The 26,412-nt window shown below is 68.9% G+C and carries 21 protein-coding genes; 14 read left to right on the forward strand and 7 right to left on the reverse strand.

The features are described from left to right. Positions 1-89: 89 nt before the first annotated feature. The 4 genes from FZN60_RS02670 (at position 90) to FZN60_RS02685 (ending at position 4,698) form a co-directional block, all read left to right on the forward strand. Positions 90-635, forward strand: a complete 546-nt coding sequence (locus FZN60_RS02670; RefSeq protein WP_158870831.1) for a hypothetical protein — start codon at positions 90-92, stop codon at positions 633-635. A 72-nt stretch (positions 636-707) separates the two neighbouring features. Next, positions 708-1,055, forward strand: a complete 348-nt coding sequence (locus FZN60_RS02675) for a DUF6634 family protein (protein WP_158870833.1) — start codon at positions 708-710, stop codon at positions 1,053-1,055. Positions 1,056-1,102: 47 nt separating this feature from the next. After that, entirely contained in the window at positions 1,103-3,325 is a 2,223-nt protein-coding gene (locus FZN60_RS02680; RefSeq protein ID WP_158870835.1) for an AAA family ATPase, read from the forward strand. A 401-nt stretch (positions 3,326-3,726) separates the two neighbouring features. Next, the gene (locus FZN60_RS02685; protein ID WP_246726550.1) at positions 3,727-4,698 is read left to right on the forward strand and encodes a 3'-5' exonuclease; all 972 of its coding nucleotides are present in this window, start codon (positions 3,727-3,729) and stop codon (positions 4,696-4,698) included. A gap of 122 nt (positions 4,699-4,820) precedes the next feature. Here FZN60_RS02685 and FZN60_RS02690 read toward each other — a convergent pair whose 3' ends face one another. Further along, positions 4,821-5,087 carry a helix-turn-helix domain-containing protein gene (locus tag FZN60_RS02690; protein ID WP_158870839.1) on the reverse strand — a complete coding sequence of 89 codons (267 nt, stop codon included), beginning with the start codon at positions 5,085-5,087 and terminating at the stop codon, positions 4,821-4,823. A 518-nt stretch (positions 5,088-5,605) separates the two neighbouring features. Here FZN60_RS02690 and FZN60_RS02695 point away from each other — a divergent pair. Then, positions 5,606-6,250: a DUF6904 family protein gene (locus FZN60_RS02695; RefSeq protein ID WP_158870841.1), complete on the forward strand. Its 645-nt coding sequence runs from the start codon at positions 5,606-5,608 to the stop codon at positions 6,248-6,250. Positions 6,251-6,524: 274 nt separating this feature from the next. Here FZN60_RS02695 and FZN60_RS02700 read toward each other — a convergent pair whose 3' ends face one another. Together FZN60_RS02700 and FZN60_RS02705 are read right to left on the reverse strand one after the other, a co-directional pair. Beyond that, positions 6,525-6,671: a hypothetical protein gene (locus tag FZN60_RS02700; RefSeq protein WP_158870843.1), complete on the reverse strand. Its 147-nt coding sequence runs from the start codon at positions 6,669-6,671 to the stop codon at positions 6,525-6,527. A 426-nt stretch (positions 6,672-7,097) separates the two neighbouring features. Further along, a complete protein-coding gene (locus FZN60_RS02705; protein ID WP_158870845.1) occupies positions 7,098-9,470 on the reverse strand; it encodes a beta-glucosidase family protein in 2,373 nt (790 codons plus the stop codon). A gap of 138 nt (positions 9,471-9,608) precedes the next feature. Here FZN60_RS02705 and FZN60_RS02710 point away from each other — a divergent pair, with 138 nt between their 5' ends. The 6 genes from FZN60_RS02710 to FZN60_RS02735 all read left to right on the forward strand — a co-directional run bounded on the left by FZN60_RS02710 (position 9,609) and on the right by FZN60_RS02735 (position 15,714). Further along, positions 9,609-10,730 carry an AraC family transcriptional regulator gene (locus FZN60_RS02710; protein ID WP_158870847.1) on the forward strand — a complete coding sequence of 374 codons (1,122 nt, stop codon included), beginning with the start codon at positions 9,609-9,611 and terminating at the stop codon, positions 10,728-10,730. A 139-nt stretch (positions 10,731-10,869) separates the two neighbouring features. Then, the gene (locus FZN60_RS02715) at positions 10,870-12,099 is read left to right on the forward strand and encodes an ABC transporter substrate-binding protein (protein WP_158870849.1); all 1,230 of its coding nucleotides are present in this window, start codon (positions 10,870-10,872) and stop codon (positions 12,097-12,099) included. 287 nt (positions 12,100-12,386) lie between these two features. Beyond that, positions 12,387-13,289, forward strand: coding sequence for a carbohydrate ABC transporter permease (locus FZN60_RS02720; protein WP_246726551.1), 903 nt, complete (start codon positions 12,387-12,389; stop codon positions 13,287-13,289). Next, a complete protein-coding gene (locus tag FZN60_RS02725) occupies positions 13,286-14,161 on the forward strand; it encodes a carbohydrate ABC transporter permease (RefSeq protein ID WP_158870851.1) in 876 nt (291 codons plus the stop codon). Before FZN60_RS02720 ends, FZN60_RS02725 begins: the two co-directional genes overlap by 4 nt. 2 nt (positions 14,162-14,163) lie before the next feature. Then, positions 14,164-15,246, forward strand: a complete 1,083-nt coding sequence (locus tag FZN60_RS02730; protein WP_158870853.1) for an ABC transporter ATP-binding protein — start codon at positions 14,164-14,166, stop codon at positions 15,244-15,246. A 291-nt stretch (positions 15,247-15,537) separates the two neighbouring features. Then, the gene (locus tag FZN60_RS02735; protein WP_158870856.1) at positions 15,538-15,714 is read left to right on the forward strand and encodes a hypothetical protein; all 177 of its coding nucleotides are present in this window, start codon (positions 15,538-15,540) and stop codon (positions 15,712-15,714) included. Between the two features lie 81 nt (positions 15,715-15,795). Here FZN60_RS02735 and FZN60_RS02740 read toward each other — a convergent pair whose 3' ends face one another. The 4 genes from FZN60_RS02740 to FZN60_RS02755 form a co-directional block, all read right to left on the reverse strand. Beyond that, positions 15,796-18,786 (reverse strand): C-terminal helicase domain-containing protein, encoded by a 2,991-nt coding sequence (locus FZN60_RS02740; RefSeq protein WP_158870858.1) that lies wholly within the window; start codon positions 18,784-18,786, stop codon positions 15,796-15,798. Next, a complete protein-coding gene (locus tag FZN60_RS02745; protein ID WP_158870860.1) occupies positions 18,783-20,537 on the reverse strand; it encodes a phospholipase D family protein in 1,755 nt (584 codons plus the stop codon). The genes FZN60_RS02740 and FZN60_RS02745 overlap by 4 nt, the downstream gene beginning before the upstream one ends. Positions 20,538-20,602: 65 nt before the next feature. Beyond that, a complete protein-coding gene (locus FZN60_RS02750; RefSeq protein ID WP_246726553.1) occupies positions 20,603-21,736 on the reverse strand; it encodes a DUF6361 family protein in 1,134 nt (377 codons plus the stop codon). Positions 21,737-22,510: 774 nt separating this feature from the next. After that, complete coding sequence (locus FZN60_RS02755) at positions 22,511-23,971, reverse strand: NAD-dependent succinate-semialdehyde dehydrogenase (protein WP_158870864.1); 1,461 nt, start codon at positions 23,969-23,971, stop codon at positions 22,511-22,513. 110 nt (positions 23,972-24,081) lie between these two features. Here FZN60_RS02755 and FZN60_RS02760 point away from each other — a divergent pair, with 110 nt between their 5' ends. Genes FZN60_RS02760 through FZN60_RS02770 form a run of 3 tightly spaced genes read left to right on the forward strand, consistent with a single transcriptional unit; the run spans position 24,082 to position 26,411 of the window. Continuing rightward, positions 24,082-24,678 carry an amino acid synthesis family protein gene (locus FZN60_RS02760; RefSeq protein WP_158870866.1) on the forward strand — a complete coding sequence of 199 codons (597 nt, stop codon included), beginning with the start codon at positions 24,082-24,084 and terminating at the stop codon, positions 24,676-24,678. Continuing rightward, positions 24,605-25,438: an alpha/beta fold hydrolase gene (locus tag FZN60_RS02765; protein WP_422570319.1), complete on the forward strand. Its 834-nt coding sequence runs from the start codon at positions 24,605-24,607 to the stop codon at positions 25,436-25,438. The genes FZN60_RS02760 and FZN60_RS02765 overlap by 74 nt, the downstream gene beginning before the upstream one ends. A 46-nt stretch (positions 25,439-25,484) precedes the next feature. Further along, the gene (locus tag FZN60_RS02770; RefSeq protein WP_158870870.1) at positions 25,485-26,411 is read left to right on the forward strand and encodes a flavin reductase family protein; all 927 of its coding nucleotides are present in this window, start codon (positions 25,485-25,487) and stop codon (positions 26,409-26,411) included. Position 26,412 lies beyond the last annotated feature (1 nt).

Consider the following 26,412-nt stretch of genomic DNA (forward strand, 5'->3'; position numbering starts at 1 on the left):
CAGCGATGCTGCAGCAGGTCCAAATCATCCGGTCCGCGCCTCCGATCGGTTCCGCGAACGCGGATAGCGCGCAAGGCGGGCGCGCGTCCATGTCGTTCGACAGCGCCAAGAACGATTGCGCGATGAGCGCCGCCGGGCGCCTGCAGCTGGCGCTGCTCCGCTTCCTCGAGGCGGAGCCGTGCGTCCAGGCCTTCGAGGTTCTGCCGGACGGCACGGTGGACATGCGCTACTGGGGTGGTCGCGTGATCCTGGCGGCCTTGCCCGCGGCAGGGCCGGAGCGGGCGGAAGCCTTCGCGCTGCGCCGCCGCCACGCCAAGGCGGGCCGGCGCCTCCTGCTGGTCCCCGAGCGCCGCCTGACCGCCTGGCCTCGCCGCGAGACGTGCCGGATCGTGGCCGAGAGCGGGCACGCCCCCCTCGCCGCGACGGAACGCCTGATCGTCCTGGAGGCGATCGAGGACGCCGGCGGGGAAGCGTGCCTGGGCGACCTCGCGTGCTTGCTCCCGCAGCGCGAGGATCCGGTCGCCTCCATCCTCTCCCTCGTTCCCGCCGGCATCCTGCGCATCGACCTAAATCGCCCGGTCTCGGCGATGTCGCCCGTCTCGATCTTCGATCCCTTCGCGCCGCCGCGGGGGTGAGCGCCGGGGGACGATCCCTCCGCCTCCGCCACCCCTCCCCCTTCCATGACCGCTTCCACCAGGAGACAGCCGATGAGCTTGCCGTACTTCGTTCCCGGGATTGCCGACCGGGAGAGCCTCCGGGACCTCGCCAGGCTGGAGGCGCTCGCCGCCGACCTGCGCGCCTACGCCGAGGGACGCCTCCCGACGGAGGCAGAGCTCGCCGCGGCCCCGCTGCTGTCGCACTGGTATCCGACGCCGGACGGCTCGGCCGCACGCCTCGCGGGCCTCGTCGAGGGCCATCCTCACGTCGGCCCCGGCGGCTGCATCACCTCGAGGATCCATGCGGTCGACCGGTCCTACGGGTGGATGCGCAGCTACAGCCGCCTCTGGCGTCTCGGTCCCCCGGTCAGCCTGAACGACAACGTCCGCCCCAACTGACGCGCGGCTCCGGCCGCCGCGTTCCCTCGCCCAGACAGGGAGACCTCATGCTCGACGCCGTCATCGACAAGCCCGACCCCGCCTTGCCTTCCGGAGCATCGCCGCCCCACTCGCCCGGTGCGACCGGCGGAAGTCTCCTGGCCGGGCGCTACCTCGATCTCCTGGTCCAGGACGCCAACAGGCGCCGGCGTCCGAACGGGCGGGCCGGCCGCCGGACGGACAACTCCGGCTTCGGGGAGGCGGAGATCGACGATTGGGAGGTCGAGCTCCCCGCCGACGAGGAGCCGGCCGAACCCGCCAGGCCGGCGGACGTCACGCTGTCCGTCGACGAAGCGGCCGCGGCGATCCTCCTGGCCGTCCGGATCGAGGAGGATCCCGAACTCCGTCGGGTCCTGCGAGGCACGGCGCCGATCTTCGCGGTGCAGGCGCCGGACAGCCGTTCCCGCCCGTTCCTCGAACGCGTCCTGAAGGTCTGCGTCCTGGGGCCGGAGACCAAGGTCCTCACCGGGAGGCAGGTCGACGCATTGACCCTCGTCCCGCGTGCGCTCGCCGGGCGGCATGCCGTCGTGCTGACCTGCGACGTCGAGCGGCGCGACCGCGAGACGCTCGAGCAGCGCAGCCTGGGAGCGCTGGCGCTCGGCCTTCCGGTCTTCGCGGTGTCGGCGGACGTGGGCCGCAACGTTCCGGTGCACCTCCGCACGGTCGCGGACCGCGTCTTGTTTCCCGGCGGCTGGAAGCCCGGCCTGCTCGCGCTGCTGATCCAGTTTGTCACCGGAGACGCCGTCGCGGTGGCCGACGAGCCCTGGATCGCCGGGCTGACGCTCGACGACCTGAGGATGTCGATGTCGCGCCAGCGCGGGGGCGAGGAGTCCCTGCGGCGCGTCCGGACGCTCGCCACGCGCCGCCGGATGCAGGCGGAGGAGGTTCCCGAGCTCGCGTCCCTGTCCGGCTACGGCGAGGCGCGCCGGCGCGGGCTGGAGCTGATCCAGGACCTGCACGACCTGCGCGAAGGCAGGATCGGATGGTCCGATGTCGGCCGCGGCCTGGTCCTCGCCGGCCCGCCCGGGACCGGCAAGTCCTTCTTCGCGAGATGCTTCGCGAAGAGCGCCGGCCTGCCGCTGGTGGTCGCCTCGCTGGCCCAGTGGCAGGCGTCCGGCGACGGCCACCTCGGCGACTGCCTGAAGGCGATGAGACTTTCCTTCTCCGAGGCGAGGGCCTGCGCGCCGAGCGTCCTGTTCATCGACGAGCTCGACTCGCTGGGAGACCGCTCGACGTTCGACCGGCGGCATCGCGACTACAGCACGCAGGTGGTGAACTGCCTCCTGGAGGAGCTGGACGGAGCCGGGGACCGTGCGGGCGTGGTGGTGCTGGCCGCCACCAACAATCCCGATCGGGTCGATCCGGCCATCGTGCGGAGCGGCCGCCTCGACCACGTGGTCAAGATCGGCCTGCCGGACGTGGACGGACTGGCCGGGATCCTCCGGACCCAGCTCGGAGAGGACCTTCCGTTCGCCGACCTGCGTCCGGTCGCGGCGGCGGGATGCGGCGGCACGGGCGCCGACGCGGCTTCCTGGGTCCGCCAGGCGAGGGGCGTCGCCCGGCGGGCCGGCCGCGGGATCGAGGTCGGCGACCTGCTGGCGGCCATGAGGGAGGGCGGCGAGCCGCTGCCGGCCGAGCTGCGCGAGAGGGTGGCGCTGCACGAGGCGGCCCATGCCTGCGCCGCCGCCGCGCTGGCCCTCGGCTCGGTGCACGGGATTTCCATCCACGACGGTGGCGGCATCACCGTCGTCGAATATCCCCGATGGATGCCGACCCGGAGGGAGGCGGTCGATCTCGTCGTGCATGCCCTCGCCGGCCGGGCCGCCGAGACGGTCTTCCTCGGAGCGGCGTCGGCCGGCGCGGGCGGCGACGCGACGTCGGACCTGGCGCGGGCGACCCGCCTCGCCTTCAGCATGGAGGCGAGCTGGGGTCTCGGCGACGCCGGCCCCGTCTGGATGGGCGACGGCGACCACCTCTCGGCGCTGATGCGCGTCTCCGCCTTCGTCGAGCCGGTGCGGCGCGTGCTTCTCCACGGCGAGGCCGAGGCGGCGCGCCTGGTGGCGGCGAACGCGGACGCGATCCACCGGTGTGCGGACAGGCTCCTCGAAGCCTCGCACCTCGACGCGGAGATGGTGAAGGAGGCACTCGGCCCGATTCCCCGCTTCGTCGTCGCGCCCGTCCCGCCGCGCACCCATCCTCTGGCCGGCGACGGGAGCGCGGCACGCGCGTGACCCGGTCCTCCGCCTCCGGGCGAGCCGCCGCCGCGCTCGAGGCCCAAGGACGGCCCAGCTCGGCTGGACGGCTTTCCGCTTCCGCGAGGATCGCCGCGGGCGACGGCGCGCTCCCCGAGCCGGACGGGGAGCTGCGGGAGACGCTGGTCCGGCTCGCCCGCTCCCTCGCAAGCCAGATGGCCCGCACCGGCCACAGGGCGATGGTGGCGCGGATGGCGACGAAGGGTGCGGCCGCTTCCGGGGCGCCGGCGAAAGGCCGGCGCCGGAGGACCGCCGTCGGGAACGCTTGAGCGCGGCCCGGAAAGGATTCGTCCGGAGGCGTTCCGCCGTCCGGGCCGAGCAGGTGGCAACGCGAGCGCCGGAGGCGCCGCGTCGCATCCATGATTGACCAAGGAGCACCGATGCAAGCCGACCTCTTCCGCTCTCCCCTGGCGGCCCACTCCGCCGTGGCGCCGCCGCCTCGCCTCGCCGAGCCTCGTGCCGGAGCCGCGTTCCGCGACGAGGCGCTGGCCCGCCGGCTTGAACGCACCGGGCGCTTTCGCGTGCTGCGTCGCCTCGAACCCCGTCCCGCCGGCCTGCCGGCCGGGAGCCTTCCCCCGGCCGGGATGCGGGTCGGCGTCGTGCTCGACACCGAGACGACGGGCCTCGACCGCCGCACCGACGAGGTGGTCGAGATCGGGATGGTGAGCTTCACCTTCGACGAGGACTTCCGGATCCACGACGTCGTGGACGTCTTCGGGGGACTGCGGGAGCCGTCGATCCCCATGCCGCCGGAGGTCACGCGGCTGACCGGCATCACCCCGGAGATGCTGGCGGGCCGGTCCGTCGACGCCCGGGCGGTCGCGGACTTCGTGGCGCCGGCGAGCATCGTCGTCGCGCACAACGCGAGGTTCGACCGGCCGTTCTGCGAGAAGACCTTCCCCGGCTTCGAAGCCAAGCCCTGGGCCTGCTCGGTGGCGGAGGTGCCCTGGCGGGCCATCGGCTACGAGAGCAGCAGGCTCGAGCATCTCGTGAACCGCGTCGGGCTCTTCCACGACGGTCATCGGGCCGTCGACGACTGTCATGCGCTGCTGGAGGTGCTCGCGGTCGGACGGCACGACGCGACCGAGACGCCGTTCCAGACGCTGATGCGGTCGGCGAGCCGCACGAGGGTCGAGATCAGCGCCGAGAAGAGTCCCTTTCAGTCCAAGGACCTCCTCAAGCAGCGGGGCTATCGCTGGAGCGACGGCTCCGACGGCCGCTCCAGGTGCTGGCGGACCGAGGTCGACGAGGACGAGGTCGAAGCCGAGCTGCGCTTCCTGCGCGAACGCGTCTACAGGGCCGCGGCGCACGTCCCATGCCGCCGGATGGGCGCCGCCGATCGCTACAGGTGACCGGGAAGCGCAGACGCCGGGGCGGCACGTTTCCTCCCGGCAGGAGTCGTCGGGCCCGGCGTCGCCGACGCCCACGGCCCAGGTCGATCCTCACGTCGTCCCGATGGGGATGGTCGCGGGGTTCACGTCCCGTCGGCGGCGTCGCGGCCGCTCGGCGGGACGCCGTCGCAAGATGCGGCTTCGAAGAAGTCGAGGACGTCGACCTTCAGGATCCGCGACAGATCGAGTAGCGTGGCAGGGCAGATCCGGTCCTCGGCCGCCTCATACCTGCGGAACTGCCCGCGGTCGACGCCGAGCCGGCGGCACGCGGTCGCTATCGACAGGCCGCGGCGTTCCCGAAGCTCGCGCAGGCGGCCGCCGAGGCGGAGGTCGATCGGATGCCTGGACATCGCGCGATCCTGCCTTCCGCTCTCCACACGCAATCGCCGATCGTACCACCTTCGGCTGTCGGCGAGAACGCAGGACACTGCCTGCGGCCGTTCCGGCCGCTTCCGCGTCCCGGAAGGCGGGATCGATCCCGCCGCAGGGTGCGCTTCTTCCCCCGGATCGGAATCTCGATGCCGATGGCAGTGAGCGGGATCGCTTCGGTCGCGTGGCCTGAAAACCACCCGTCCGGCCGTGCGGCAGTCCTTCGTACCCGGTGGAAACGTCGTCTGCGGGACAGGCGGAAAGGGTCGAGTCTCTCCCGCAGGGAAGGCATCCGAAGTATCCTGCGAGCCGCGGCGCCCGCGTCGAGGCATGGCGCGCAGCGCTATGCAGCTCCCGAGCTTCAGTCGGGGGACTCGGCCGGATCCGACGTCGAGCGGTCTCGGCACCGGCTCGCAGGCGGCCGCCGGGAAGGACGCGGCCGGACGGGCAGGTCGGAGAAGCGGACAGGTTGGAACCAGATCGAAGACAAGGAGCGCCGATGCTTTCCTATTCGCTGTCGAGGAGCCATGCGGGAATGACGCTGATCGGCGACTACACGTCGCTGCGATGGGTTCACGACACCGTCCACGCAGTGAACGAGCGCTCGGTCGTCGTCACGGACAAGGAAGGTCCCTTCCTGGGCCTCGCCTACGACGTGCGAAAGGCTTTCGAGCGTCAAAGGGAGATCCTGCCGCCGCCCGCCCACATGAAGGAGGTAGGCGTCCGTTACGGGGTCAGGCTACTCTGGCCGACGATCCTGCTGCAGCAAAGGACCATGCGGGTCTCGCTCGCCTACTTCGATCATTCGCGCCGCGATCAGGCCGTGTGCTACGCCCTGGAGGCCGTGATCGAGGAGGCCCTGGCGGAGGACTTCGGTCCCCATGCCCTGGACGTGATCGCGCAGTGGCAGCGCATCGACCCGTCCAGCCCCTGCGTCCTCGATCGCCTGCACGGCAGGGGCGCGCTGTTCTGCTCCTGGAGCAAGGCCGACCGGAAGAGCCGCCTGGCCGAGCTGCTCGCCAGCTTCGACCCCATGTACGAGACCTTGCACGCCATGCGCGTCGAGCTCGGCAGCCGAAGCCTCGTCGCCCCTGCCGACCTCGAGCGATGGAAGGACGCCGAGTGGCCGGATCCGCGCTGGTAGGACGACCGGCCCCGGGCTGTCCTCGCCAATGGGAGCGGTGCCCGGTGGCGGGGACATGCCGCCTCGGGCATCCCGTCGTCGCTACGCGATCGGCAGGCGGCGGACGTCACCGCGTCGAGCGATGGCGCGGCGCCCACGGGAGCACGGCGCGGCTCGCGGGAACTCGCGATCGCGGGACATGCGATCCGGCGACGTTGCATGCACATCGGCTGGTCGAGGCATGCGGCTGCGGAGATCCACGGCGCAATCCCGGCCGTGTCGGGCGAGCCGAGTGTCAGGGCTCTTCCGCCGACGCTTCCGGCCTGGCCGCGAACGTCGCCCTGTGCCGTTCGGCGACCGCTTCCTTGAAGGCGACGACGGCAACGATGGCGATCGAGACCGGAAAGACCGCGAAGATGATGAGGGGCAAGTTGATCGTCATCGTCCGTCCTTGGAAAGGGTCGTCCGCCTCGAGCGCCTCGGCTTGGATGCGCGGATGAGGGAAGCGTTCCGTTCCGCTGCCTAGGCGCCGAAGCTGGCGCCGATCTGGCCGCCGCCGCCCATCGGTTCGGCAGTTTTCGTCGGCTTCGCCGCGAGCCCTGGATCGTGGCGAAGGCCCGTCGCGGCGCGGCAGCGAACGATCCAGCTCCGCCGGCGGCAGCTCCCAGGCGGAAATCCGTGTCCGGCCCGTCGTCCGATCTCGTCCAGCCGCGCGACGCCCAGTACGACCTTCCATGGAATCGGCTCACCTTTCCATGCCGGGCGAGCCGAGCGGCCGCCGTCGCGGAGCAGGCCGGTCCGGGAACGGAAGCGATCGGCCAAGGTCCTCGCCGATCCGGCAGCCGTCGTGGGCGTCGCTGCGGACGTATCAGCGCGCGCTCTCCGAAGGCGCATCATGCGCGTCGCCGTTCACACGATCGAGAAGTGCCTGGAACTCGTCGACGGACAGGTCGTCGCCGATGTACCAGGATAGTGCCTGGTGCACGCCGAGGAACCATGTCCGAGTCAGTTCGAGCACGCGCACCGCTTCGTCTTCGCTGATCGCAAGGCGTGTCGAGAGGAGCTTCGACACCGCCGCGACCGCCTGTGGGTTCTCCAGCAGGTACTTCGGCTGCGTGTCCGTGGTGAGCCGACGCCTGGGCCGCGAGTCGACGATGCAACGCAGCGTCCGCGTCAGGCGGATATCCCGAGAGGAAGCGCCGACCTCGACGCGGAATCCCTCCGCATCGAGGCACCATCCGCCGCTTGCCGCATCGAAATGAAGGAAGTCTCGCGGCTCGAGCCGTAGCTCGACGCGGCAGGTTTGACCAGGCTCGAGCGCGACCTTGGCGAACCCCTTCAATTCGCGTGGCGGACGGCGAAGTCCCGGCCGATGCGGAGCCAGGTAGAGCTGGACGATCTCCCGTCCTTCCCTCGTGCCCGCGTTGCGAACCGTCAGCGAGACGTTCACGCTCCGGCCGGCACCGACCTCCTCGGCATCCAGGACGAGGTCCTCATACTCGAAGCGCGTGAAGCTGAGGCCGTGGCCGAATGGGAACAAAGGCTCGATCTCACGAAGGTCGTAGGATCGATACCCGACGAAGATGCCTTCGCTGTAGGCATGCCGGCCGTTTTCGCCAGGATAGCTATGGATGCCCGGCACGTCGCCCAGCTTGCGGGGGAACGTGACCGACAGCTTCCCGGAGGGGTTCGCCTCCCCGAAAAGGATCGCGGCGATCGCCTGGCCGCCTCCCTGGCCGGGAAAGAAGCTCGCCAGCACCGCATGCACGCCATCGATCCACGGCATCTCCACCGCGTCCGGCATGGTCAGGACGACGACGACCCTCCGCCCGCTCTCGACCAGCCGCGTGATGAGCGGATCCTGGCCCGACGCCAGCCGCAGGTCGCGGCGGTCGGACGCCTCGCCGTCGCCGTCCGAGGGCGTGCCGGCGAACACGATCACGCTGTCGGCTTCAAGCGCCGCCGCGACCGTCGCCTCGATACCCGCCCGGTCGTCGGCATCGAGCGGCCCTTCCAGGTGACGCACACGCACGTTCTGTCCCGCGTGCCGAACGATCTCCTCCAACGGGCCGTCGACCCGGGTCGGATTGGTCGTGGCCGATCCCGAGCCCTGGATGGATGGCTCCAATGCCTCGCGCCCGACGACGAGGATCTCGGACGGGCTGGCGGTATCGAGCGGAAGGGCGGCTTCGTGGTTCTTCAGCAGGACGATGGATTCGAGCGCCGCCCGGCGAGCGAGGAGATGATGGCGTTCGAAGTCGCAGGTCGAGCCCGGGCGCTCGCCGGCCTTGGCCTTCTCGATCAAGCGGAGCACACGCACGACCGAGCGGTCGACGACATGGCGGGGCAGTGTCCCGTCGGCGATGGCCGCGAGGGCGTCTTCGCGCCTCCGCCGGCTTTCCGGCATGTCGAGGTCGTTTCCGGCCAGCAACGAGGCCGGGCGGTCCTTGATGCCGTGCCAGTCGGACAGGACGACTCCGTCGTAGCCCCACTCGTCGCGCAGGATCGCGGTGAGAAGGCCAGGACTTGCCGAAGCCTGCTCGCCGTTGATCCGATTGTACGAGCTCATCACGGTCCAAGGCCGACTCTTGCGTATGGCCCGCTCGAAGCCCGCGAGATAGATCTCGCGCAAGGCGCGCGGCTCGACGTCCGAGCTCATCGTCGTGCGCTCGATCTCGGAGTTGTTGCAGGCGAAATGCTTGAGCGCGGCGCCGACGCCGTTCTCCTGCAATCCGTCGATGAACCCGGCCGCCAGGTCGCCCGTGAGAACGGGATCCTCCGAGTAGTACTCGTAGCTTCGTCCCGCAAGCGGCGTGCGGCGGATGTTGATGCCGGGGCCGAGAAGGAGATGGATGCCGAAATGCTGACACTCCGCGGCCAGCGCGGCGCCCAGGTCCCGCGCGAGGTCCACGTCCCACGAACAACCGAGCAGGTTGCCGTTCGGAAAGCAGGTGGCGGGCCGGGTCAGTCCCACGGTGGCGTTTCCCCGTCCCTGGGCCGTCTGGTTGACGATCGCGAGGAAGTCTCGAAGGCTTCCCCGTTCGTCCCCTCCGTTCTCCATCTGGGTGATCGAGTAGCGCACGCCGTGAGCGCCGTCGGTCATCACGATCTCGGGTATGTTGAGATCGTAGTTCGCCTTCGTGCGCCAGAGGCCGTCGCCGTTGAGCAGCTCGATCTTGTCCTGGTCGGACAGGGAAGCCAGAACAGCGGACAGGACCTTGTCACTCGAGCCGAAGGTCATTTGCGATCACCCCTGTTTTCGTTGGCGGCGACAGCCAGCGCGGGGGAGACTTCCACGACCGGGTGGCAACAGCAGATTTTATGCTAGGTGAGTGATCCGGATCGGGAAACACCGGCGATTGGCCGTTCGAAGTATCATATGTTGACATCTCGCGAGAACGCGCCGGTGCGGCGCACTGTGTCGGACCATGGCGATCGCGGCCTCGCGTCCGATGTGGCGGGCTACGAGCACGTCGAACTGCGCGCCGGCGCCGCCTACCGCACGTTCATGCACGGCAGCGTGACGATCCCGCTGCATTGGCATCCCGAGATCGAGATCGTGACCGTCCTGGCCGGCGAGGTGGGCTTCTCCGTAGCCGGGCAGTCCTGCCTGATGAGGGCGGGTGACATGATGATCGTCAACGCGAACGTCGTCCACAACTCGGTCGCATGGAGCCCGGACGCCCTCGTCTGCGGAATGCACATCCACGGCGAGCATTACGAGGCGGCGGGCCTGCCGGGCTTCGCGAGCCGCCACTTCCTGTGCCGAAGCTTCCTTCACGGAAAGTACTTCCGCACGACCGTCGATCCAATCCGCGCGATCGTAGCCCGCCTCGTGATCCACGCCGAGGAGGCCGCCGGGGAGGCATTCCTCCACCGCTGGCTGGCGGAAGCCCTCTGCTACTTCATCTACCAGAAGGTTCCCTGGGATCGGAAGCGCCTCAGCCTCGACAGACGCAACAGCAGCGGTCGCGACCGCATCCTCCACGTCATGCGAAGGATCCGGGACGAGTTCGCACACGACGTCAGCCTCCAGCGCCTGGCCGAGGAGAGCGGGGTCACCGTCAGCCACCTGTCGCGCAACTTCAAGGCCTATGTCGGGCTCGGCTTCCAGGAATACGTGATCAACCTGCGTCTCGACCGGGCGCTCAGGCAGGTTCGCGGCACGAGCGCGCCGATCTCCGAGATCGCCGGCTGCAACGGCTTCACCAACTCGACCCTGTTCTTCGCCAAGTTCCGCGAACGCTTCGGCTGCACACCGGCCGAATTCCGGAACGGCAAGGTGCGCGGAGTCGGCCCCGAACATGCCGCCCCCGTCCGGGACGCCGACGCCGCCAGGCTGCTCCTGGAGACGGCGGCCCGGCTCGATGACCTCGGCGCGCTCGGGGCCGTCGCCGCTCCACGCGGGCCCTTCCGGCTTTCGGCGCCCCACAATCTCGCGGCGGTTGGCGGCGCCGCCCAGCAGACCAGGGGTCGCGCGACGGAAAACTGCAATTCATGATACTCGACTGCCGCAAACGCCGGCATTTCGGCGCGGTGCCGGTCGCTGGTATGTCAAAAGCTGTTGTTGGCTAGCTTGACAAGCCAACTGGCGGATCGCAGCGTCCGGTCCGTCGGAGCTTCGGATGCGGGAGGATGACATGACTCGAGCGAGCGTCTTCGGCGGCTTTCTGGCTGCCGGATTGGGTGCGTTGGCGGGGCCGGCAAGTGCGCAGAGCGTCGATGTGGTCCACTATTGGACGAGCAAGAGCGAGTCGCGCACGATCAACATCCTGGCCGATGCCTACAAGGCCAAAGGCGGCAGGTGGATCGACTCGGCCGTCGCCAACTTCGACGAGGCGGTGGCGGTCGCGAACAGCCGCATCGCCGGTGGCACGCCACCATCCGCCATCCTGATGAACCCAGGCTCAACGCTCGACGAGATGACGGAAGCGGGATACATGCGCGACCTCGGCGACATCGCCGAGCGGGAGGGCTGGTCCAAGGTCGTTCCGCCCTTCGTTCTCGAGAAGATGACGAGCAACGATCAGATCGTGGCGGTGCCGCTTGGCCTGCACGGCGCGAACTGGCTGTGGTATTCCAAGAAGATATTCGAAGAGGCGAAGGTCGCGCCGCCGAGGACGTGGCCGGAATTCCTCGAGGTGGCTGACAAGATCAAGGCGGCCGGCTACGTCCCGCTCGCCGTCGGCGGCGAGAATTGGCAGATCAACTACATCATGAGCTCCATCCTGTCCGGTCTCGGAGGGCCCGACTTCTACCAGAAGCTCTATGTCGAGCATGATCCGGCTGCGGCGGCGTCGCCGGTCGTCGCGGAGGGTTTCGAGACGCTGCGCAAGCTCCAGGCCTACGTGGACGAGGGGAGTGTCGGACGCTCCTGGAACGAGACGACGGGGCTCCTCGTCACCGACCGAGCCGCCATGCAGTTCATCGGCGACTACGTGAAGGGCGAATTCTCTGCCGCCGGCAAGGTGGCTGGCACGGACTACGGCTGCGTGCTCGCTCCCGGCACCGAGGGGATGTACCAAGTCTATACCGACCTCATGACCATCACCGCGGTCGACGATCCGGACGTGGTCAAGGGGCAGGACCTGCTCGTGGCCGCCGTTCTCGATCCGACGGTCGAGGTGGACATGTCGCGAAGCAAGGGCTCGACGCCGGGGCGCTCGGACGTCGTCTCCGAAGGACTGGACCCCTGCGCCCGGTTGGGATCCGAGTCCCTCGCCGGCGCACGGAAGGTGTTCTCCGGACCTTACGAGACGCTGTCGTCCGACCAGATGGGTCAGGTCACCGATCTCGTCGGTCAGTTCTGGACCGATCGATCGATGACGGCCGAGGACGCGGCGACGCGCTTCGCGGCCATCTTTCCCTGAGGTTCCGACGCTCGCCCGGGCCGCGTCGATCGCATGAGCGCGTCACGCGGCGAAGACGGAAGGACGTCGCCGGCGCGGCCCCTCGACGGCGAGGCGCCCTCCCGGTCGGAAGGCGCCTCGCCGTCGGAATGGGATCGCGCCATCACGAGGCCGGGCACCGCTGGCCTCGTGGAAGGCGATGCCGACGGATCGGGCGGGACCTCGCGTGCACCGATGCACGTCCGGCCCGAGGACCGGAAGGACATGAAGTCAACGGGGGAGGACGCCGTCATGACCGTGCTGATGCGATGACCAGGTCGAAAGCGCCCGCCCGCGGCCTGTCCGACATGCCGGAATCCGGCTTCAGGCCCGACCTCGTCGCCATCGGGTTCTTCCTTGTCGTCGCGCTCGTCTTCTACGGGTCCCTGCTGTGGACGGGCTATCTCTCCCTGACGAACTCGCGCCTCATCCCGTCCTACGAGATCGTCGGCTTCGACCAGTTCGCCCGGCTCGTCGCGACGCCGCGCTGGCGGACGGCCTGCGTCAACCTCGTCATACTCGGCGCCTTCGGCATCGCCGGCTCGCTCGCGCTTGGCACCCTGCTCGCCATCCTTCTCGACCGGGACGTGCGCGCCGAAGGCTTACTGCGTTCGATCTTCCTTCATCCGCTCGCCCTCTCGCTCGTGATCACGGGATTGGCGTGGCGCTGGCTGCTCGACCCCGTCACCGGCATACAGAGCGTCCTGCGCGGCCTGGGCTGGTCGTCGTTCCACCTCGACTGGCTGGCGGACCCGGACACGGCCATCTACGCCCTGGTGGTCGCCTCGATCTGGCGATCCTCGGGCCTGGTGATGATCATCATGCTTGCGGGCCTCCGAGGGGTCGATACGGACATCTGGAAGGCGATCCGTCTGGAGGGCATCCCATTGTGGCGCGCCTACGCCCAGATCGTCCTGCCGAGCCTCAAGCTGACGATCGCGTCCTGCATCATCCTGCTGATGGCCGACGTGGTGCGCAGCTACGATCTCGTGATCGCGCTGACCAAGGGAGGACCCGGCTTCTCGACCGACCTGCCCGCGAAGTTCGCCGTGGACCATTTCTTCGGACGTGCGAACATCGGCCTCGCTTCGGCCGCCTCCGTCGTGATCCTGGGTTTCGTGGCGTCACTTCTCGTTCCCTACCTCCTGATCCAGCGCAAGGGACGAGCATGACCCGAACCTCGGACCGAGAGCGCCGACGCGATCCGGCGCGCATCGCGCTCTATGTCTTCCTTCTCGCGTCCGCCGCGTTCTTTCTCCTTCCAGTGGTGGTGGTGGTCCTCAACTCGCTGAAGACGATGGACGAGATCCGGCAGGGCAGCCTGCTGGCGCTGCCCGCCAGTCCCACCTTCGACTTCTGGCGCATCGCCTGGAGCAGCGCCTGTTCGGGAATCGAATGCCGCGGCATCAGCCCGGGCCTCTTCAACTCGATCAAGATCGCCGTTCCCGCCGTCTTCCTCTCTGTGCTTGTCGGCGCCCTCAATGGCTATGCGCTCTCGCAATGGAAGAGGCCCGCAGCCGACCGCATCATGCTGGCCATCACCTTCGGCCTCTTCGTTCCTTACCAATGCATGATGTACCCGACGATCGTCCTCGCGAGGACGGGCGGCCTGTTCGGGACCTACCCCGGAATCGTCCTCATCCACGTCGTCTACGGAATTCCTTACACGACGCTTCTGTTTCGTAACTTCTACGCCGGGCTTCCGGACGAGCTGACGAAGGCCGCCCGCATCGAGGGAGCGAGCTTTCTCCAGACCTTCGGCCACGTCATGCTGCCGCTCTCCGTGAACATGCTCGTCGTGGTCGGCGTGCTGCAGTTCACGGGAATCTGGAACGACTACTTCCTTGGATTCATCTTTGCGGGCAACGAGAACGCTCCGATGACCGTCCAATTGAACAACTTGGTGAACAACACGCGCGGCGAGGTCGCCATCAACGTCAACATGGCTGCGACCATCCTGACCGCATTGCCGACGCTCTTGGTCTACTTGCTATCGGGACGTTACTTCGTCCGGGGAATCGCAGCCGGCGCAGTGAAGGGTTGAAGATGATCGGTGTGGGTATCCGCGGTGTCACCAAGTCCTACGGCGCGCTCCCGATCTTGCGCGGCATCGACCTGACGATCGACCCGGGCGAGTTCGTCGTGCTCCTCGGGCCATCCGGGTGCGGCAAGTCCACCCTCCTGAACATCGTCGCGGGATTGGAGCCTCTCGACGACGGCGCGATCGAGATCGCGGGCGAGGACATGACCCATGCCGATCCGAGCAAGCGCCACTTGGCCATGGTGTTCCAGTCCTATGCCTTGTTCCCGACCATGAGCGTGCGGCAGAACCTCGGCTTCGGCATGAGGATCAACCGAGTGCCGAAGGCGGAGATCGTGCGCCGGGTCCAATCCGTCGCGGCACTTCTTCAGATCGAACCCCTTCTCGACAGGAAGCCTGCGCAACTGTCGGGCGGCCAGCGCCAGCGGGTGGCGATCGGACGAGCACTCGTCCGCTCCACGCGGCTCTGCCTTTTCGACGAGCCGCTGTCGAACCTCGACGCCCAGCTGCGCGCCGACATGCGGGTCGAGCTGCGCCGGCTCCATGCCGATCTCGGCTCCACCATGATCTACGTCACGCACGATCAGGTCGAGGCGATGACCCTGGCAAGTCGCGTGGCCGTCATAAACCGTGGCAAGGTGGAGCAAGTCGACACCCCGCAGAAAGTCTACGACCGGCCTGCGACGCTGTTCGTCGCGAGGTTCGTCGGGTCGCCGGCGATCAACCTCCTCGAGGGCGTCCTGATGGCCGACCGCCGGTTCCGCAGCGCGACCGGCGCCACGGTCGATCTTTCCGGCTACGCCTTCGCTTCCACGCCTCGGCCGGGAACGGAGGTGGTTCTCGGCGTACGTCCGGACGACGTGCGGGTGGCGGAGGCGCCCGCGCGCCGCGGCGACGCCCTCTCCGCCGTCCCGGCATTCACGGAGTCCCTGGGGCCGCGTTCGCTCCTTTGGCTCGAACTCGATGGTCAACGTTGGTCGATGTATGTCGACGCGAAAGGAGGTGCCATTCCCACCGGCCCCTTCGAACCCGGGTTCGATGCCGCCGACGCCTCGTTGTTCGACAAGACGACCGGCGTGCGCCTGTAAGGCCCCCTGGGTGTGGGGTCCCGGGACAAGCTGTGACGAATCGAGCCTCAAGCGACCGGGCTCTCGTGCCCGGGGACGGACGGCGAACCAGAAGGCTTGAGGCCGCGCGAGGTCCCGAGCCGGTGGGCATGTGCATGATCATCGACGAAGAGCCGAGCGTACCGTCGAAGCTGTCCGCGGACGTCGTGACGAAGGCGTCTGCGTAGACGCGGCCTCGATCGTGCGGTGCGTCCGCTGAGGCCGGCCGCTGGTCCAGTGGTGGTCCGCCTTCGTCGGACGGCGTCCCGTCTCGTGCTGGCCGCGGACACGGTCGAGCATGGCGCCTTGATGGCAGTTCCGTTCCCGGCGATGCAGTCGGCAGGCATCGGGAATTCCGGCCCGCGCTCCCGCAGCCGGTTCATCGACTTCACGAGCCTGTTCGAGCCGGTCGCCACGACGACGGGCGGTCGCCATGCCGGAAAGCCATGACAGCGGGGCGGCGGCGGCATGCCCCCCGTCGTCGGCTTCGCGGCCTCGGGATCCGGGAACATCCGCCGGAGCCATCCGCGCCTACGGTCCGGAGGCGAGCTCCGCTCCGTAGGCGGACAGATCGAGCGCGAGGCGGGCGAGTTCGGCGATGACCTTCGGATCCTTGGCGCCTAGCATCTCGACGAGTTCCTCCTGCCTCGGCTGACCAAGCGCGAGCCTGTACAAAGAGCGCTGTCGGCATAGCCGTGCGAAGCGTTGAACGTCACGGCTGCGTGGCAGCGCGAACAGGTGCCTTCCGATATGCGCGCCGGGAAGCGTCCACCATGGGCTGAGGCCGGAGTCGTCGCCGAACCGCCGCTCCGCCTCGATGGCGACCGACTTCCAGGGCGAGCGTCCAGGCGGTCCGCCCCCTCCCGCTCGGAAAGTCAGTTCGGTGCCCAGTCGACGTCTCACGACCAGGCCACCGAAACGCTGGATGCGTCCTTCGCGCTGTTCGAGGTCGACGGGACTGGAGCACAGATCCCAGTGGCCTATCCGATCGCACCACGTATGGAAGTCGAGCCCTTCCTGTCCGACGGAGGTGGTTGCCAGCACGTGCGGCCAGAACGGCGTGTTGAACGCCGATCGGATGCCTTCGCTGCGATGTGGACGGTCTCCCGGAGTGAGCTTCCCGTCGGCAGGCTCGGCTTCGATTCCGCCAAACGGAACCGCTGCGTGGCACCGGACGCGCACGCCCTCCGTGGCATCGTGCAGACTGCGGAAGGTGAACCAGCCCACCTGCGCGTCGAACGCCTGGAGAAGGTCGTCGGCGAGCTCCTCTCCGGCCTTCTTCGCACTACGCGTCCAGAAGTGCTCGTCCATGACGGCCTCGAAGCACCCGTCGAGGACCGCACGCTGCAGCGTTTCGGTGGGCGTGCCGTCGCCGAGACGCGCCCAGAACACGGGATTGTCGAGGTAGGTCCGCAATCCGGACCAGCACAGCCTGGTCAACGCGGGTAGCCCGTTGTCGAGTACGTCCGGATGGTGGCGCCGCAACGCGCGCCCGAGTGCGACAGCCGGTCCGGACACGGCCATCGCGAGCAGGTCCTCGAGCTCGCGGCGACTGATCCACGTGAGCGGTCGGGCACGCGCGTGCTCGGCGAGCAGCATCTCGAGCGCCTTGTCTCGGTCGCCGAGGGGCCTCCATGCCCTTTCGACGGCGGTCCTGTGACCGGCTGCCCTGTCGATCGCCGCGATGATCTCCCATCCCGGTCGGTGACGTCTGTCGTCGCCTCGAACTTCGCCGCCGACCGTGATCCCCAGACTCCCGAGCGCACGGACGAGCTGCCGGCGCACGACCGCCTGGACTTGGCGGCGTGTCCTCGCCGAAGCATCGAGGACATCGGTCTCACCGATCAGGAAGGGCGACGGATGGAAAAGCGCGACGGTCGCAGCCCTCCCCCGCTTGGGCTGGAGCCGGCGCCCATTCCATGCCTTGCGGTAGCTCTCGGCGGATCGGCCCAGCAGACGTCGCTCGACCTCCAGGCTCGTCAACGACGCCAGCGCCGAGGGCGTCGCTCGGAAGCGGCTGAAGACAAGCAGCTTGCCTGCGGTCGCTCCCTTCCAGGGTCCGGCGGGCTGCCACCAGGACAGGGAGGGGGAGACCCACGGCAGCGCGAGCGAGTTCGGGTCGGCGATCTCGTGAAGGCGACGAAGCTTGGCGCTGCCCCATCCGGCTACGGGGGGCGAATAGAGGCGACCGGAGACGAGCTTCGGTATGGCGGCCCGCGAAGCGAAGCGCACGTTCCGGGAGATCCGGTAGCTTTGTCCGAGGGCTTGCGCCGGCAAGGGAACCGACAGCCAGTAAGCCATGGCGCTGGAGCGGAAGCGCTCGTCGACCCGCTCGGCGAAGTGGCGGTAGACATCCAGATCGACCCCTTCGAGGCTGGTTCCGCTGCCTTCGGCGAGGCGATCCTCCCCGTCGTCGCGTACGACCCGTTCGGTACGCGACATGTAAGGCCGCAGCAGTGCTTCGAGTTGGGCCTTGGTGGCGCTCGCCTCGGCCAGCTGCTTCGTGTGGTCGTCGCCTGGAGCCAGGCGCCCGAGGACCTGGAGTTGCTCGCCGAACCGTTCGAAGGCGCTGGCGGTCGCGACGCCGGCAGCTTCGCCGCCAAGGAAGGACACGACGTCGAAGAACTCCCGGTGCGGCTGCGCCTGAGGTCCGACTTCCCAGCGTTCCGCATAGGACCGGTACGGCGTCGCCGACAGCAGCAAGGCCGCGGGCCTGCCGGTCCGCGACGCGTTGCTTCCGAGAAGTCGCGCCGCGATGCGATCCTCCTGCGTCGGCGCCAGCAGCCGACGGTAGCGCTGGAATTCGTCGAGGATGACGAGATCGGGCGGGTTGGCCGCAAGGCTCGCCTCGGCAAGCGCACGGCGCAACCTGGCTATCAGCGCGTACGGCCTACACTTGGACGCGGCGACCGCCTCCCGGACGTCCATCGGAGCGAACTCCGCTTCGAGCGCCTTGCGGAACGCGTGCGGTAGCCGTCCGACGCCCTGACGCATGGCCGTATCGGCAGCCTTGAGCGCGTCGGGCCACCTCTTGGTCGCCGACAACTGAAAGAAGGTCGTGCCGAGGGACCTGTGGACCTTCGGCAGGCAGGAGGCGAGCAGCTTGGACAGAAAGGCGCGCTCGACCGCGCGTCCGGGACTGCTTCGCGAATCGGCGGCGGGGAAGGACGTCTCGGGCGAGAAGGCGTAGAGGTGAACCTTGCCCTGCGGAGACTTCGTGAACGGGATCAGTCCCAGACGATCGGCCTTGGAAAGGCAGGCCCTTCGCTCCTTCTCGGGAAGGAAGGCGAGCAGGTCCCTCTTGTTCTGGTCGCCGACCTTGCTTCCACTCGTCACGTAGAAGACGACCAACGGCTTGCGGCGTCTGGCTGTCAAGGCGGCGACCACGTCGCGGGCGACCAGCGTCTTGCCCAAGCCGACTTCGTCCGCGATCAGGAAGCGGCGCGTGCCGTCTTCCCGCCTCAGCGCCGCGACGGCAGCCCGAACGGTGGCGGCCTGGAATTCCTTCGCGGTCGCGCTCATGCTGGCAGGCGCTCGCGGGCAAGTCGCCAGATCGCCCGCAACTCGCGCAGCGCCGTGCGCTCCGCCGTGGTGAGCAGGCCTTCCTGCGCGATCAAGGCATCGCTGTATCGTTCGAACTGCGCGTCCGCCCGTCGGAAGCGCGTCTTGTCCGTGCCCCAGGAACCGACGATGTCCTCGAGGGTCAACTGTTCGAGGTCGCCGCCGCGTTCGTCGGGACCGGCGCCTCCGACTTGCCGATCCCAGCGCTTCCCATCGTCCCGAACCGGGTCGCCGGAAAGCAGCTGCCGCATCCAGCTCTGGAACGCGCCGAAGCCCATCAGGCCGGCCAGCGCCACCGTATCGCGGTCGGCGTCCAGCGGCGGTGCGACCGGCGCCCTCTGCATCCAGCCGATGGCGGCCGCACCGGCCCGCAGCTCGAAGCGAAGCAGGTCGGTGTGGCGGCTCGTCGGAACGTCGCCGAGCATCAGGCGCGACGCGCCAGGAGGCCAAGCGAGCAGCTCCATGGAGGCGAGCCCGACAAGCAGGACCGTGCCGTCCGGCACATCCGGCGCCGGTGGGTCGATCTCGACGGCGAACGCCGGACCATCGCGGACGAGCCGCGGCGACCAGGCGCCGACGAGCCGACGGCGAAGAAGTTCGAGCTCGTCGTGCGGACCCGCTTTCGCCGGCGTCGCTCCCCTCAGCTCGTCCATCGTCACGCGCGAGGCCGAGCCGACCAGGTGCGCCAGCCCCTCGATGATCGCTGCACCGCCCTTCAACTCCGCGAGCAGTTCGGCATTGCGTCCGTCCCATGCACGCGAGGTCGCGTTGGCGCTGCCCATCAGTAGCGTGGCCGCAGCGCCGTGCTCGAAGCAAAAGAGCTTGGCGTGGAGCGAAGGCGCTGGCGGATCGGCGTCGTCGCCGACCGAACCGGCGGGGTTCGCAGCCGCCGCGTCGTCGCCGGCCTCGTCTGCGACCTCCAGCGGCGGGAGCGGCGCGTCCAGCACAAGCAGGCGCTCGAAGCGCACGAGCGGCGAGGAATGCGCCTGCGCGACCGCGATCAAGGCCTGCCGGGTCGACACCAAGGTCCGCCTGGTGTCCCGATCTCCCCACGCGCCGGCCTGTCGCAGGAAGGTAGCGTCGAGGAATGGGGACACGACAGTCACCGCGTCGAGCCGCCTCCGCGAGGGTCCCGACGGCATCCGCTCGCCCGCGTCGGCGACATCGACTCGAGCGAGTTCCATCCCGGTCGGGACGAGCCAGCGTACCGCCTCGAGCTCGTTCACGACCTTCGCGACGTCCAAGTCCGGAAGACCGGCACGGCTCGCGAGCAGTTCGGCGACCTTGCCGATGCCTTCGACGCGACGTCCCTCCTTGCGCCGTCCTTTGGTGGTCTCGACGAGCAGCCCCACGTCGAGGTCGGCCGAGCGCGTCAGGTTGCGGCTGCCGAGCCAAAGGCGCCAAGCCGTCTCGCGGCCTCTGACGTATCGGACAAGCGCCGCCTTCGGATGCCAGCTTCGGCGCGCCTCGTCGTAAGGCACCTCGACGACGAATTGGTCGAGGATGCCGGCGAGGGCGGGCAACCGCGACGGACGTGCGATCCTGCCGCGTTGGACAATGAAGCGCGCCTTGCCGCGAAGCGTCTCGACCGCCTCCGCGAAGTCGGCGACGGATCCGCTGCCGTTGCCGTCGTTCCGGCCGCAGAGAGCCAGCAGCGCCGCTCCGAGCGCCGGAAGCTCGAGGGAGTAGGTCGCGAACAGGGCGAGATCCACCTTCCATCCAGCCGCCGGCCGCAGCTCGTCGAGGTATGGCTGGCCTCTCCAGGGGCGCGACGCGCTCATGCCCCCTCGAGATCCTGCAGCATCAGCCTCACCTGCCCCCAACGGTAATGAAGCGGCTCGGCGGCAGGGTGCTCGTCGGCATTCCACTCGATCCGACGATCGATGCCGCTCTGCTCCTCGGCGAGCCGCGCCCTTGCACCCTTGCGCTTGATCTCCGCTCGCCGATAGACGTCGAGAAGCTGCGATGCGCGATTGCCGCTTCCGCGCAACCAAGTCAGCGTATGGCGCAGCACCTCCTCCACGCGGCAGGGCAGGTCGGGCTGCAGGTCCGCGATCAGGAGGTCCGCGTCGAGCGTCACGGCTCGTTCCGCGTGCCTTGCCAGCACGTCGGACAGGGCATCGCGGTGACGGCGACCGACAGCGCGTCCGTCGCGTTCCTTTTGCCGCTCCACCAGCGCGGCGTACACGCCGCGGCCGATCGCAGCGAGCGAGGCCGCCCGGCCGGCTCGCTCGAGCGCGGCACGGTGACGGCCCGCGATGTCGAGAACCGTTGGATCCCAGCACGCCTCGGCATCGGCGACATCGCTCCCGGCGAGGAGCGCGAGAAGGGAGCGCGCATCGGGATCGTGGGGACAGCGTGTCGCGCGGATCAGCTTGGCGAGATGTCGCCTTTCGCGCGGCAACAGATCGAAGCCCAACGGCTCTCCGGAATCCCAACCTTCGGGAGGCGAAGGGAGCTCGGCTACCGGCCAGACGCTGGTTGCGAGCGGTCTTCCGTCATCATCCCTTGGCCCCTTGCCTCGAGCTGCGGCGATGAGCGCGCCGATATCGGCCCGGCTCCATGTGCGGCCCGTCGGCTTCGGGTCGAGGAGGCCCCATTTCGCGAGCGCCGTCCAGTAGACGTAGGATGGCGGCTGATTGCTGGCATCGGGGAGCATCAGGCGACCGATCACGCCGTAGCTCTCGCCCTTCAACCGTTCGGCAAGCGCAGTCTCTTCGGCACGCAAGGCATCCAGGAACCTGACGCCGTCACTCTGCGCCTTCAGCCTTTCCAGGATCCAGGGTACGAACAGGACGTAGCGCAGCCGTGTATGAAGTACCGAAGTGCCAGGAAAGAAGCGATCCGCGTAGCGCTGGTGCACGAGGAGGAAGCCGACTTCGTCGCGCACGCCGGCCGTGTCGCCGAGCATGAGACGCTCGGCGTCGCGCAAGGCCGAACGCGAGAGAAACGCGAGTCCGAACGATGGCAACGGAGTTCACCTGCTTGTTTGTCCCTCGAGCAATACAGCGCGTGTTCACCCGCACTGCAATGACGACAGCTGCTTAGCCTCGAGACCGCCACCCCGTCATACGCCGGAAGGCGGGACTCATCGGCGTCATGCTTCGGAAGCCGCATGGTGCCACGTTCCTCCGGCCGAAACCGGTGAATCGGCTCGACATGCGTGCTTCGAGCGGAGCGCCGACATGATGAACGCCGGACAGAAACGGATCGCGGTTTCGTCTTCGGACCCCACGATCGATCAAGTCCTCAGGGGCGCCTTCCGGCGGCCTGCCATGCCATCCAGGGCACGATCCACGTCGGGACGGCGGTCAGCATGAGCCATGGCACCGATCACCGCTTGCGACGAGCCTCCAGGATCATGGGCTGGTGGATCATGAGGGTTGAGCACTTGCCGGAACGGCGGGTCAGGTTCGAAGCTTGTCGGGAAGTCGACCCTCCATGCTTCTGTTCGTGGCGGTTCTCGAATCCTTTCTCATCCTGGGACACGGATCGTCCCCCCGTTCGGGTGAGTTGCGACATCGTATCGCTCGGCGTCCAGGGAACAGGCAGGGCTTTCTCCGAGCTGCCGCCGCGCCGTCGTTCAGTTCCTGACGGGGGCCTCGGCTCTGGAGAAGTGGCCGCGACCGCTCACGATCATCAGACACTCGGCACCGGCCGCCCCCCCTCCCGCCTCCATGCAGACTCAAAGGCCGGCGAGCGCGACGTATTTCAGCTCCAGGTAGTCCTCGATGCCGTGGTGCGATCCTTCGCGCCCCAGGCCGGACTGCTTGACGCCGCCGAAGGGCGCCGCCTCGTTGGCGAGCGCGGCGGTGTTGACGCCGACCATGCCCGCCTCCAGCGCCTCCGCCACCTTGAACACGCGCTTCATGTCGCGGGCGTAGAAGTAGGCCGCGAGGCCGAACTCGGAATCGTTCGCCATGGCGATCACCTCGTCCTCCGTGTCGAAGGCGATGATCGGGGCGAGCGGCGCGAAGGTCTCCTCGCGCGTCACCAGCATGCCTTGGCGGACGCCCGTCACCACCGTCGGCTCGAAGAAGGTGCCGCCGAGCTGCGAGCGCTTGCCGCCCGACACCACCGTCGCGCCCTTCCCGACGGCGTCGGCGAGGTGTGCCTCCATCTTGGCGACGGCCTGGCTGTTGATGAGCGGGCCCATGGTCACGCCCTCTTCCGTGCCGCGGCCGAGCTTCAGCTTGGCCGTGCGCTCCAGGAGCTTCTGCGTGAAGGCGTCGGCGACCCCGCGCTGGACGTAGATGCGGTTGGCGCAGACGCAGGTCTGGCCGGAATTGCGGAACTTCGAGGCGAGCGCCCCGTCGGCCGCGGCGTCGAGGTCCGCGTCGTCGAAGACGATGAAGGGCGCGTTGCCGCCGAGCTCGAGGCTCAGCCGCTTGATCGTGTCGGCGCCCTCCCGCATCAGCCAGCGCCCCACCGCCGTCGAGCCGGTGAAGGTGATCTTGGCGACCGTCGGGTTCTTCGTCACCTCGGTCCCGAAGCCCTTCGCGTCGGTCGTGGTGACGACGGAGAAGGCGCCTTTCGGCACGCCCGCCCGCTCGGCGAGAACGGCCAGAGCCAAGGCGGAGAGCGGCGTCAGCTCGGAAGGCTTCAGCACCATGGTGCAGCCGGCGGCGAGCGCCGGGCCGACCTTGCGGGTGATCATGCCGTTCGGGAAGTTCCAGGGCGTGATCGCGGCGCAGACGCCGACCGGCTGCTTGACGACGAGGATGCGCTGCGCGGCGTTGGGGCCGGGGATGATCTCGCCGTCGAGGCGCTTGGCCTCTTCGGCGAACCATTCGAGATAGGCCGCATTCGACACGATCTCCGTGCGGGCCTCGGCGAGCGGCTTGCCCTGCTCGGCGGTGAGGATGAGGGCGAGGTCCTCGACGCTCTCCGTGACGAGATCGAACCAGCGCCTGAGCACCTTGGCGCGCGCCTTGGCGGGCTCCTTCGCCCAGGCCGCCTGCGCGGCAGCCGCCGCCTCGATGGCGCGGCGGGCATCGTCCGGCGTCAGGTCCGGCAGCGTCGCCAGCACCGCGCCGTCGGCGGGATCGCGCACCGCGAAACTCTCGCCGGATGAAGAGGCCGCGAGCCACTCACCAGCACAATAGGCTTGCTCCCTGAGCAACGGATTGCCGGCGATCGAACTCATTCGGAACCTCCTGAACGCCACCAAGAGAAACTCTGGCGCTTGTCTGTTGACATTTCGTATGTTGGTATACCATAAGATTGTCATTGCAAAGTCATCGGGGAAGGCGGCTCATGGAAATCCGCAAGACGCTGTTGCAGGTCGAGACGACCTTGATCGAGGGCGGCAAGGCCGCCGCGACGCCGCTGAAGCTGTTCACCGCCATCGCGGTGGTGCGGAACCCCTGGGCCGGCCGCGGCTTCGTGGAAGATCTGAAGCCGGAGATCCACGCGGGCGCCCCGATCCTCGGCGAACTCCTGACGCGCATGATCCTCGACGCGGTCGGCTCGGGCGAGGCGGTGGAGGCCTACGGCAAGGCGGCCGTGGTCGGCCTCGACGGCGAGGTCGAGCACGCCTCGGCGCTGATCCACACGCTGCGCTTCGGCAACCATTACCGCCAGGCGGTGGGCGCCAAGTCCTACCTCGCCTTCTGCAACACCCGCGGACCCGCCAACGCCCCGGTGATGATCCCGCTGATGGACAAGAACGACGAGGGCCGCCGGTCCCACTACCTGACGATCCAGACCGCGGTGTCCGACGCGCCTGCGGCGAACGAGATCCTCGTCGCGCTCGGCGCCTCCGTCGGCGGGCGCCCGCATCACCGGATCGGCGACCGCTACAAGGACCTCGAGGAGTTGGGCCACGATGCTGGCAACCCCGCAGCGGTCTAGGACGGCGCGGGGCGCCGCCTATCGCGAGGCCGGAGCCGGCGAGGCCGTGGTTCTCGTCCACGGCGTCGGCATGCGGCTGGAGGCCTGGGAGCCGCAGGTCGAGGCCCTGTCCGCCACCCACCGGGTGATCGCCGTGGACATGCCCGGCCACGGCGAGAGCGCCCCCCTGCCCTCCGGCTCGCCGCTGCCGCGCTTCGTGGACTGGCTCGGCGCGGTTCTCGACGATCTCGGCCTCGATGCCGTGAACCTCGCGGGCCATTCGATGGGCGCCCTCATCGCCGGCGGAGCGGCCGCCACCCTCGGACCGCGCATCCGCCGGGTCGCGCTCCTCAACGGTGTCCATCGCCGCTCGCCCGAGGCCCGCGCCGCCGTTATGGGGCGCGCCCGGGAGATCGCCGGGGGAGCGGTGGACTTCGAAGGGCCGCTGCGCCGCTGGTTCGGTGAAGGAGCCGAGGACGAGGCGGCCTATCGGCTGACGCGCGAGTGGCTCGCCGGGGTCGATCCGGCCGGATACGCGACCGCATATGCCGCCTTCGCCAGCGGGGATGAAACCTATGCCGACGCTTGGCCGAGGGTTCTCTGCCCTGCCCTCTTCGTAACCGGCGACGGGGACCCGAACTCGACGCCCGGCATGGCGGAGACGATGGCGGCGGCGGCGCCGAACGGCCGGGCAGCGATCATCCGCGGCCATCGACACATGGTGAACCTGACGGCCCCGGAGGAGGTGAACCGGCTCCTCGCGGACTGGCTCGCACGCTGACGGCGGCGGACGTCCGGATCACGACGCGAACAATGGGAGGAAGGGCATGACAGCATTCGACCCACGCAGCCTTCGCGACGCCTTCGGGGCCTTCGCGACAGGGGTGACCGTCGTCACCAGCCGCACCGCTGAGGGCGCGGCGATCGGCTTCACGGCGAACTCCTTCGCCTCGGTGTCGCTCGATCCGCCGCTGCTCCTCGTCTGCCTCGCCAAGACATCACGCAACTACGCCAACATGACCGGCGCTTCGGCCTTCGCCGTCAACGTCCTCGCCGAGGACCAAAAGGACGTCTCCAACACGTTCGCCCGGCCTGTGGAAGACCGTTTCGCGGCGGTCGAATGGCGGGACGGCCCGGCGGGCTCTCCCGTCTTCCCCGGCGCCGCCGCCTGGTTCGACTGCACCGCCGAGCGCATCGTCGACGCCGGCGACCACGTCATCCTGATCGGACGCGTCGCGGGTTTCGAGAACTCCGGCCGCAACGGTCTCGGCTACGTGCGAGGCGGCTACTTCACCCCAGCGCTCGAGGCGAGGGCCTTGCGTGCCGCGGGAGAGGAGGCGACGCGGGTCGCTGCCGTGGTCGAGCGCGAGGGCACGGTGCTGCTCGTGCCGGCGGAGGGCGATCGCTGGGCCCTGCCCGCGACGGTGATCGGCGACCGGGACCCGGTGGCAGCGATCGAGGCGGACGTGCGATCGTCGACCCACATCGAGATCAATGCCGGCTTCCTCTTCTCGGTCTTCGAGGATCGGACGGGCGGGCGCCAGAACATCGTCTATCGCGCCGGAGCTGCCGCAGGCCCGCCGAGCCAAGGGCGCTTCTTCCCTCTCGACACCCTGCCGATGGAGCGCCTCGACACGCCTCAGACGGCCGACATCCTGCGCCGCTTCGCGGCCGAGAGCACGCTCGGCAACTTCGGCGTCTATTTCGGAAACGAGACCGCGGGCCGGGTTCATCCGCTCGCCGGAAGGGCCTGAC

This window comes from Antarcticirhabdus aurantiaca, from assembly GCF_009765365.1.
GTDB lineage: Bacteria > Pseudomonadota > Alphaproteobacteria > Rhizobiales > Rhizobiaceae > Antarcticirhabdus > Antarcticirhabdus aurantiaca.

What these genes read in the sequence shown, in the direction of transcription:
- FZN60_RS02710 (WP_158870847.1), top strand. Translation starts at nt 9,609, where the DNA reads ATGTTGACATCTCGCGAGAACGCGCCGGTGCGGCGCACTGTGTCGGAC.
- FZN60_RS02760 (WP_158870866.1), top strand. Translation starts at nt 24,082, where the DNA reads ATGGAAATCCGCAAGACGCTGTTGCAGGTCGAGACGACCTTGATCGAG.
- FZN60_RS02750 (WP_246726553.1), bottom strand. Translation starts at nt 21,736, where the DNA reads ATGCTCGGCGACACGGCCGGCGTGCGCGACGAAGTCGGCTTCCTCCTC.
- FZN60_RS02715 (WP_158870849.1), top strand. Translation starts at nt 10,870, where the DNA reads ATGACTCGAGCGAGCGTCTTCGGCGGCTTTCTGGCTGCCGGATTGGGT.
- FZN60_RS02690 (WP_158870839.1), bottom strand. Translation starts at nt 5,087, where the DNA reads ATGTCCAGGCATCCGATCGACCTCCGCCTCGGCGGCCGCCTGCGCGAG.
- FZN60_RS02675 (WP_158870833.1), top strand. Translation starts at nt 708, where the DNA reads ATGAGCTTGCCGTACTTCGTTCCCGGGATTGCCGACCGGGAGAGCCTC.
- FZN60_RS02695 (WP_158870841.1), top strand. Translation starts at nt 5,606, where the DNA reads ATGCTTTCCTATTCGCTGTCGAGGAGCCATGCGGGAATGACGCTGATC.
- FZN60_RS02720 (WP_246726551.1), top strand. Translation starts at nt 12,387, where the DNA reads ATGACCAGGTCGAAAGCGCCCGCCCGCGGCCTGTCCGACATGCCGGAA.
- FZN60_RS02740 (WP_158870858.1), bottom strand. Translation starts at nt 18,786, where the DNA reads ATGAGCGCGACCGCGAAGGAATTCCAGGCCGCCACCGTTCGGGCTGCC.
- FZN60_RS02755 (WP_158870864.1), bottom strand. Translation starts at nt 23,971, where the DNA reads ATGAGTTCGATCGCCGGCAATCCGTTGCTCAGGGAGCAAGCCTATTGT.
- FZN60_RS02680 (WP_158870835.1), top strand. Translation starts at nt 1,103, where the DNA reads ATGCTCGACGCCGTCATCGACAAGCCCGACCCCGCCTTGCCTTCCGGA.
- FZN60_RS02770 (WP_158870870.1), top strand. Translation starts at nt 25,485, where the DNA reads ATGACAGCATTCGACCCACGCAGCCTTCGCGACGCCTTCGGGGCCTTC.
- FZN60_RS02670 (WP_158870831.1), top strand. Translation starts at nt 90, where the DNA reads ATGTCGTTCGACAGCGCCAAGAACGATTGCGCGATGAGCGCCGCCGGG.
- FZN60_RS02705 (WP_158870845.1), bottom strand. Translation starts at nt 9,470, where the DNA reads ATGACCTTCGGCTCGAGTGACAAGGTCCTGTCCGCTGTTCTGGCTTCC.
- FZN60_RS02725 (WP_158870851.1), top strand. Translation starts at nt 13,286, where the DNA reads ATGACCCGAACCTCGGACCGAGAGCGCCGACGCGATCCGGCGCGCATC.
- FZN60_RS02700 (WP_158870843.1), bottom strand. Translation starts at nt 6,671, where the DNA reads ATGACGATCAACTTGCCCCTCATCATCTTCGCGGTCTTTCCGGTCTCG.
- FZN60_RS02730 (WP_158870853.1), top strand. Translation starts at nt 14,164, where the DNA reads ATGATCGGTGTGGGTATCCGCGGTGTCACCAAGTCCTACGGCGCGCTC.
- FZN60_RS02685 (WP_246726550.1), top strand. Translation starts at nt 3,727, where the DNA reads ATGCAAGCCGACCTCTTCCGCTCTCCCCTGGCGGCCCACTCCGCCGTG.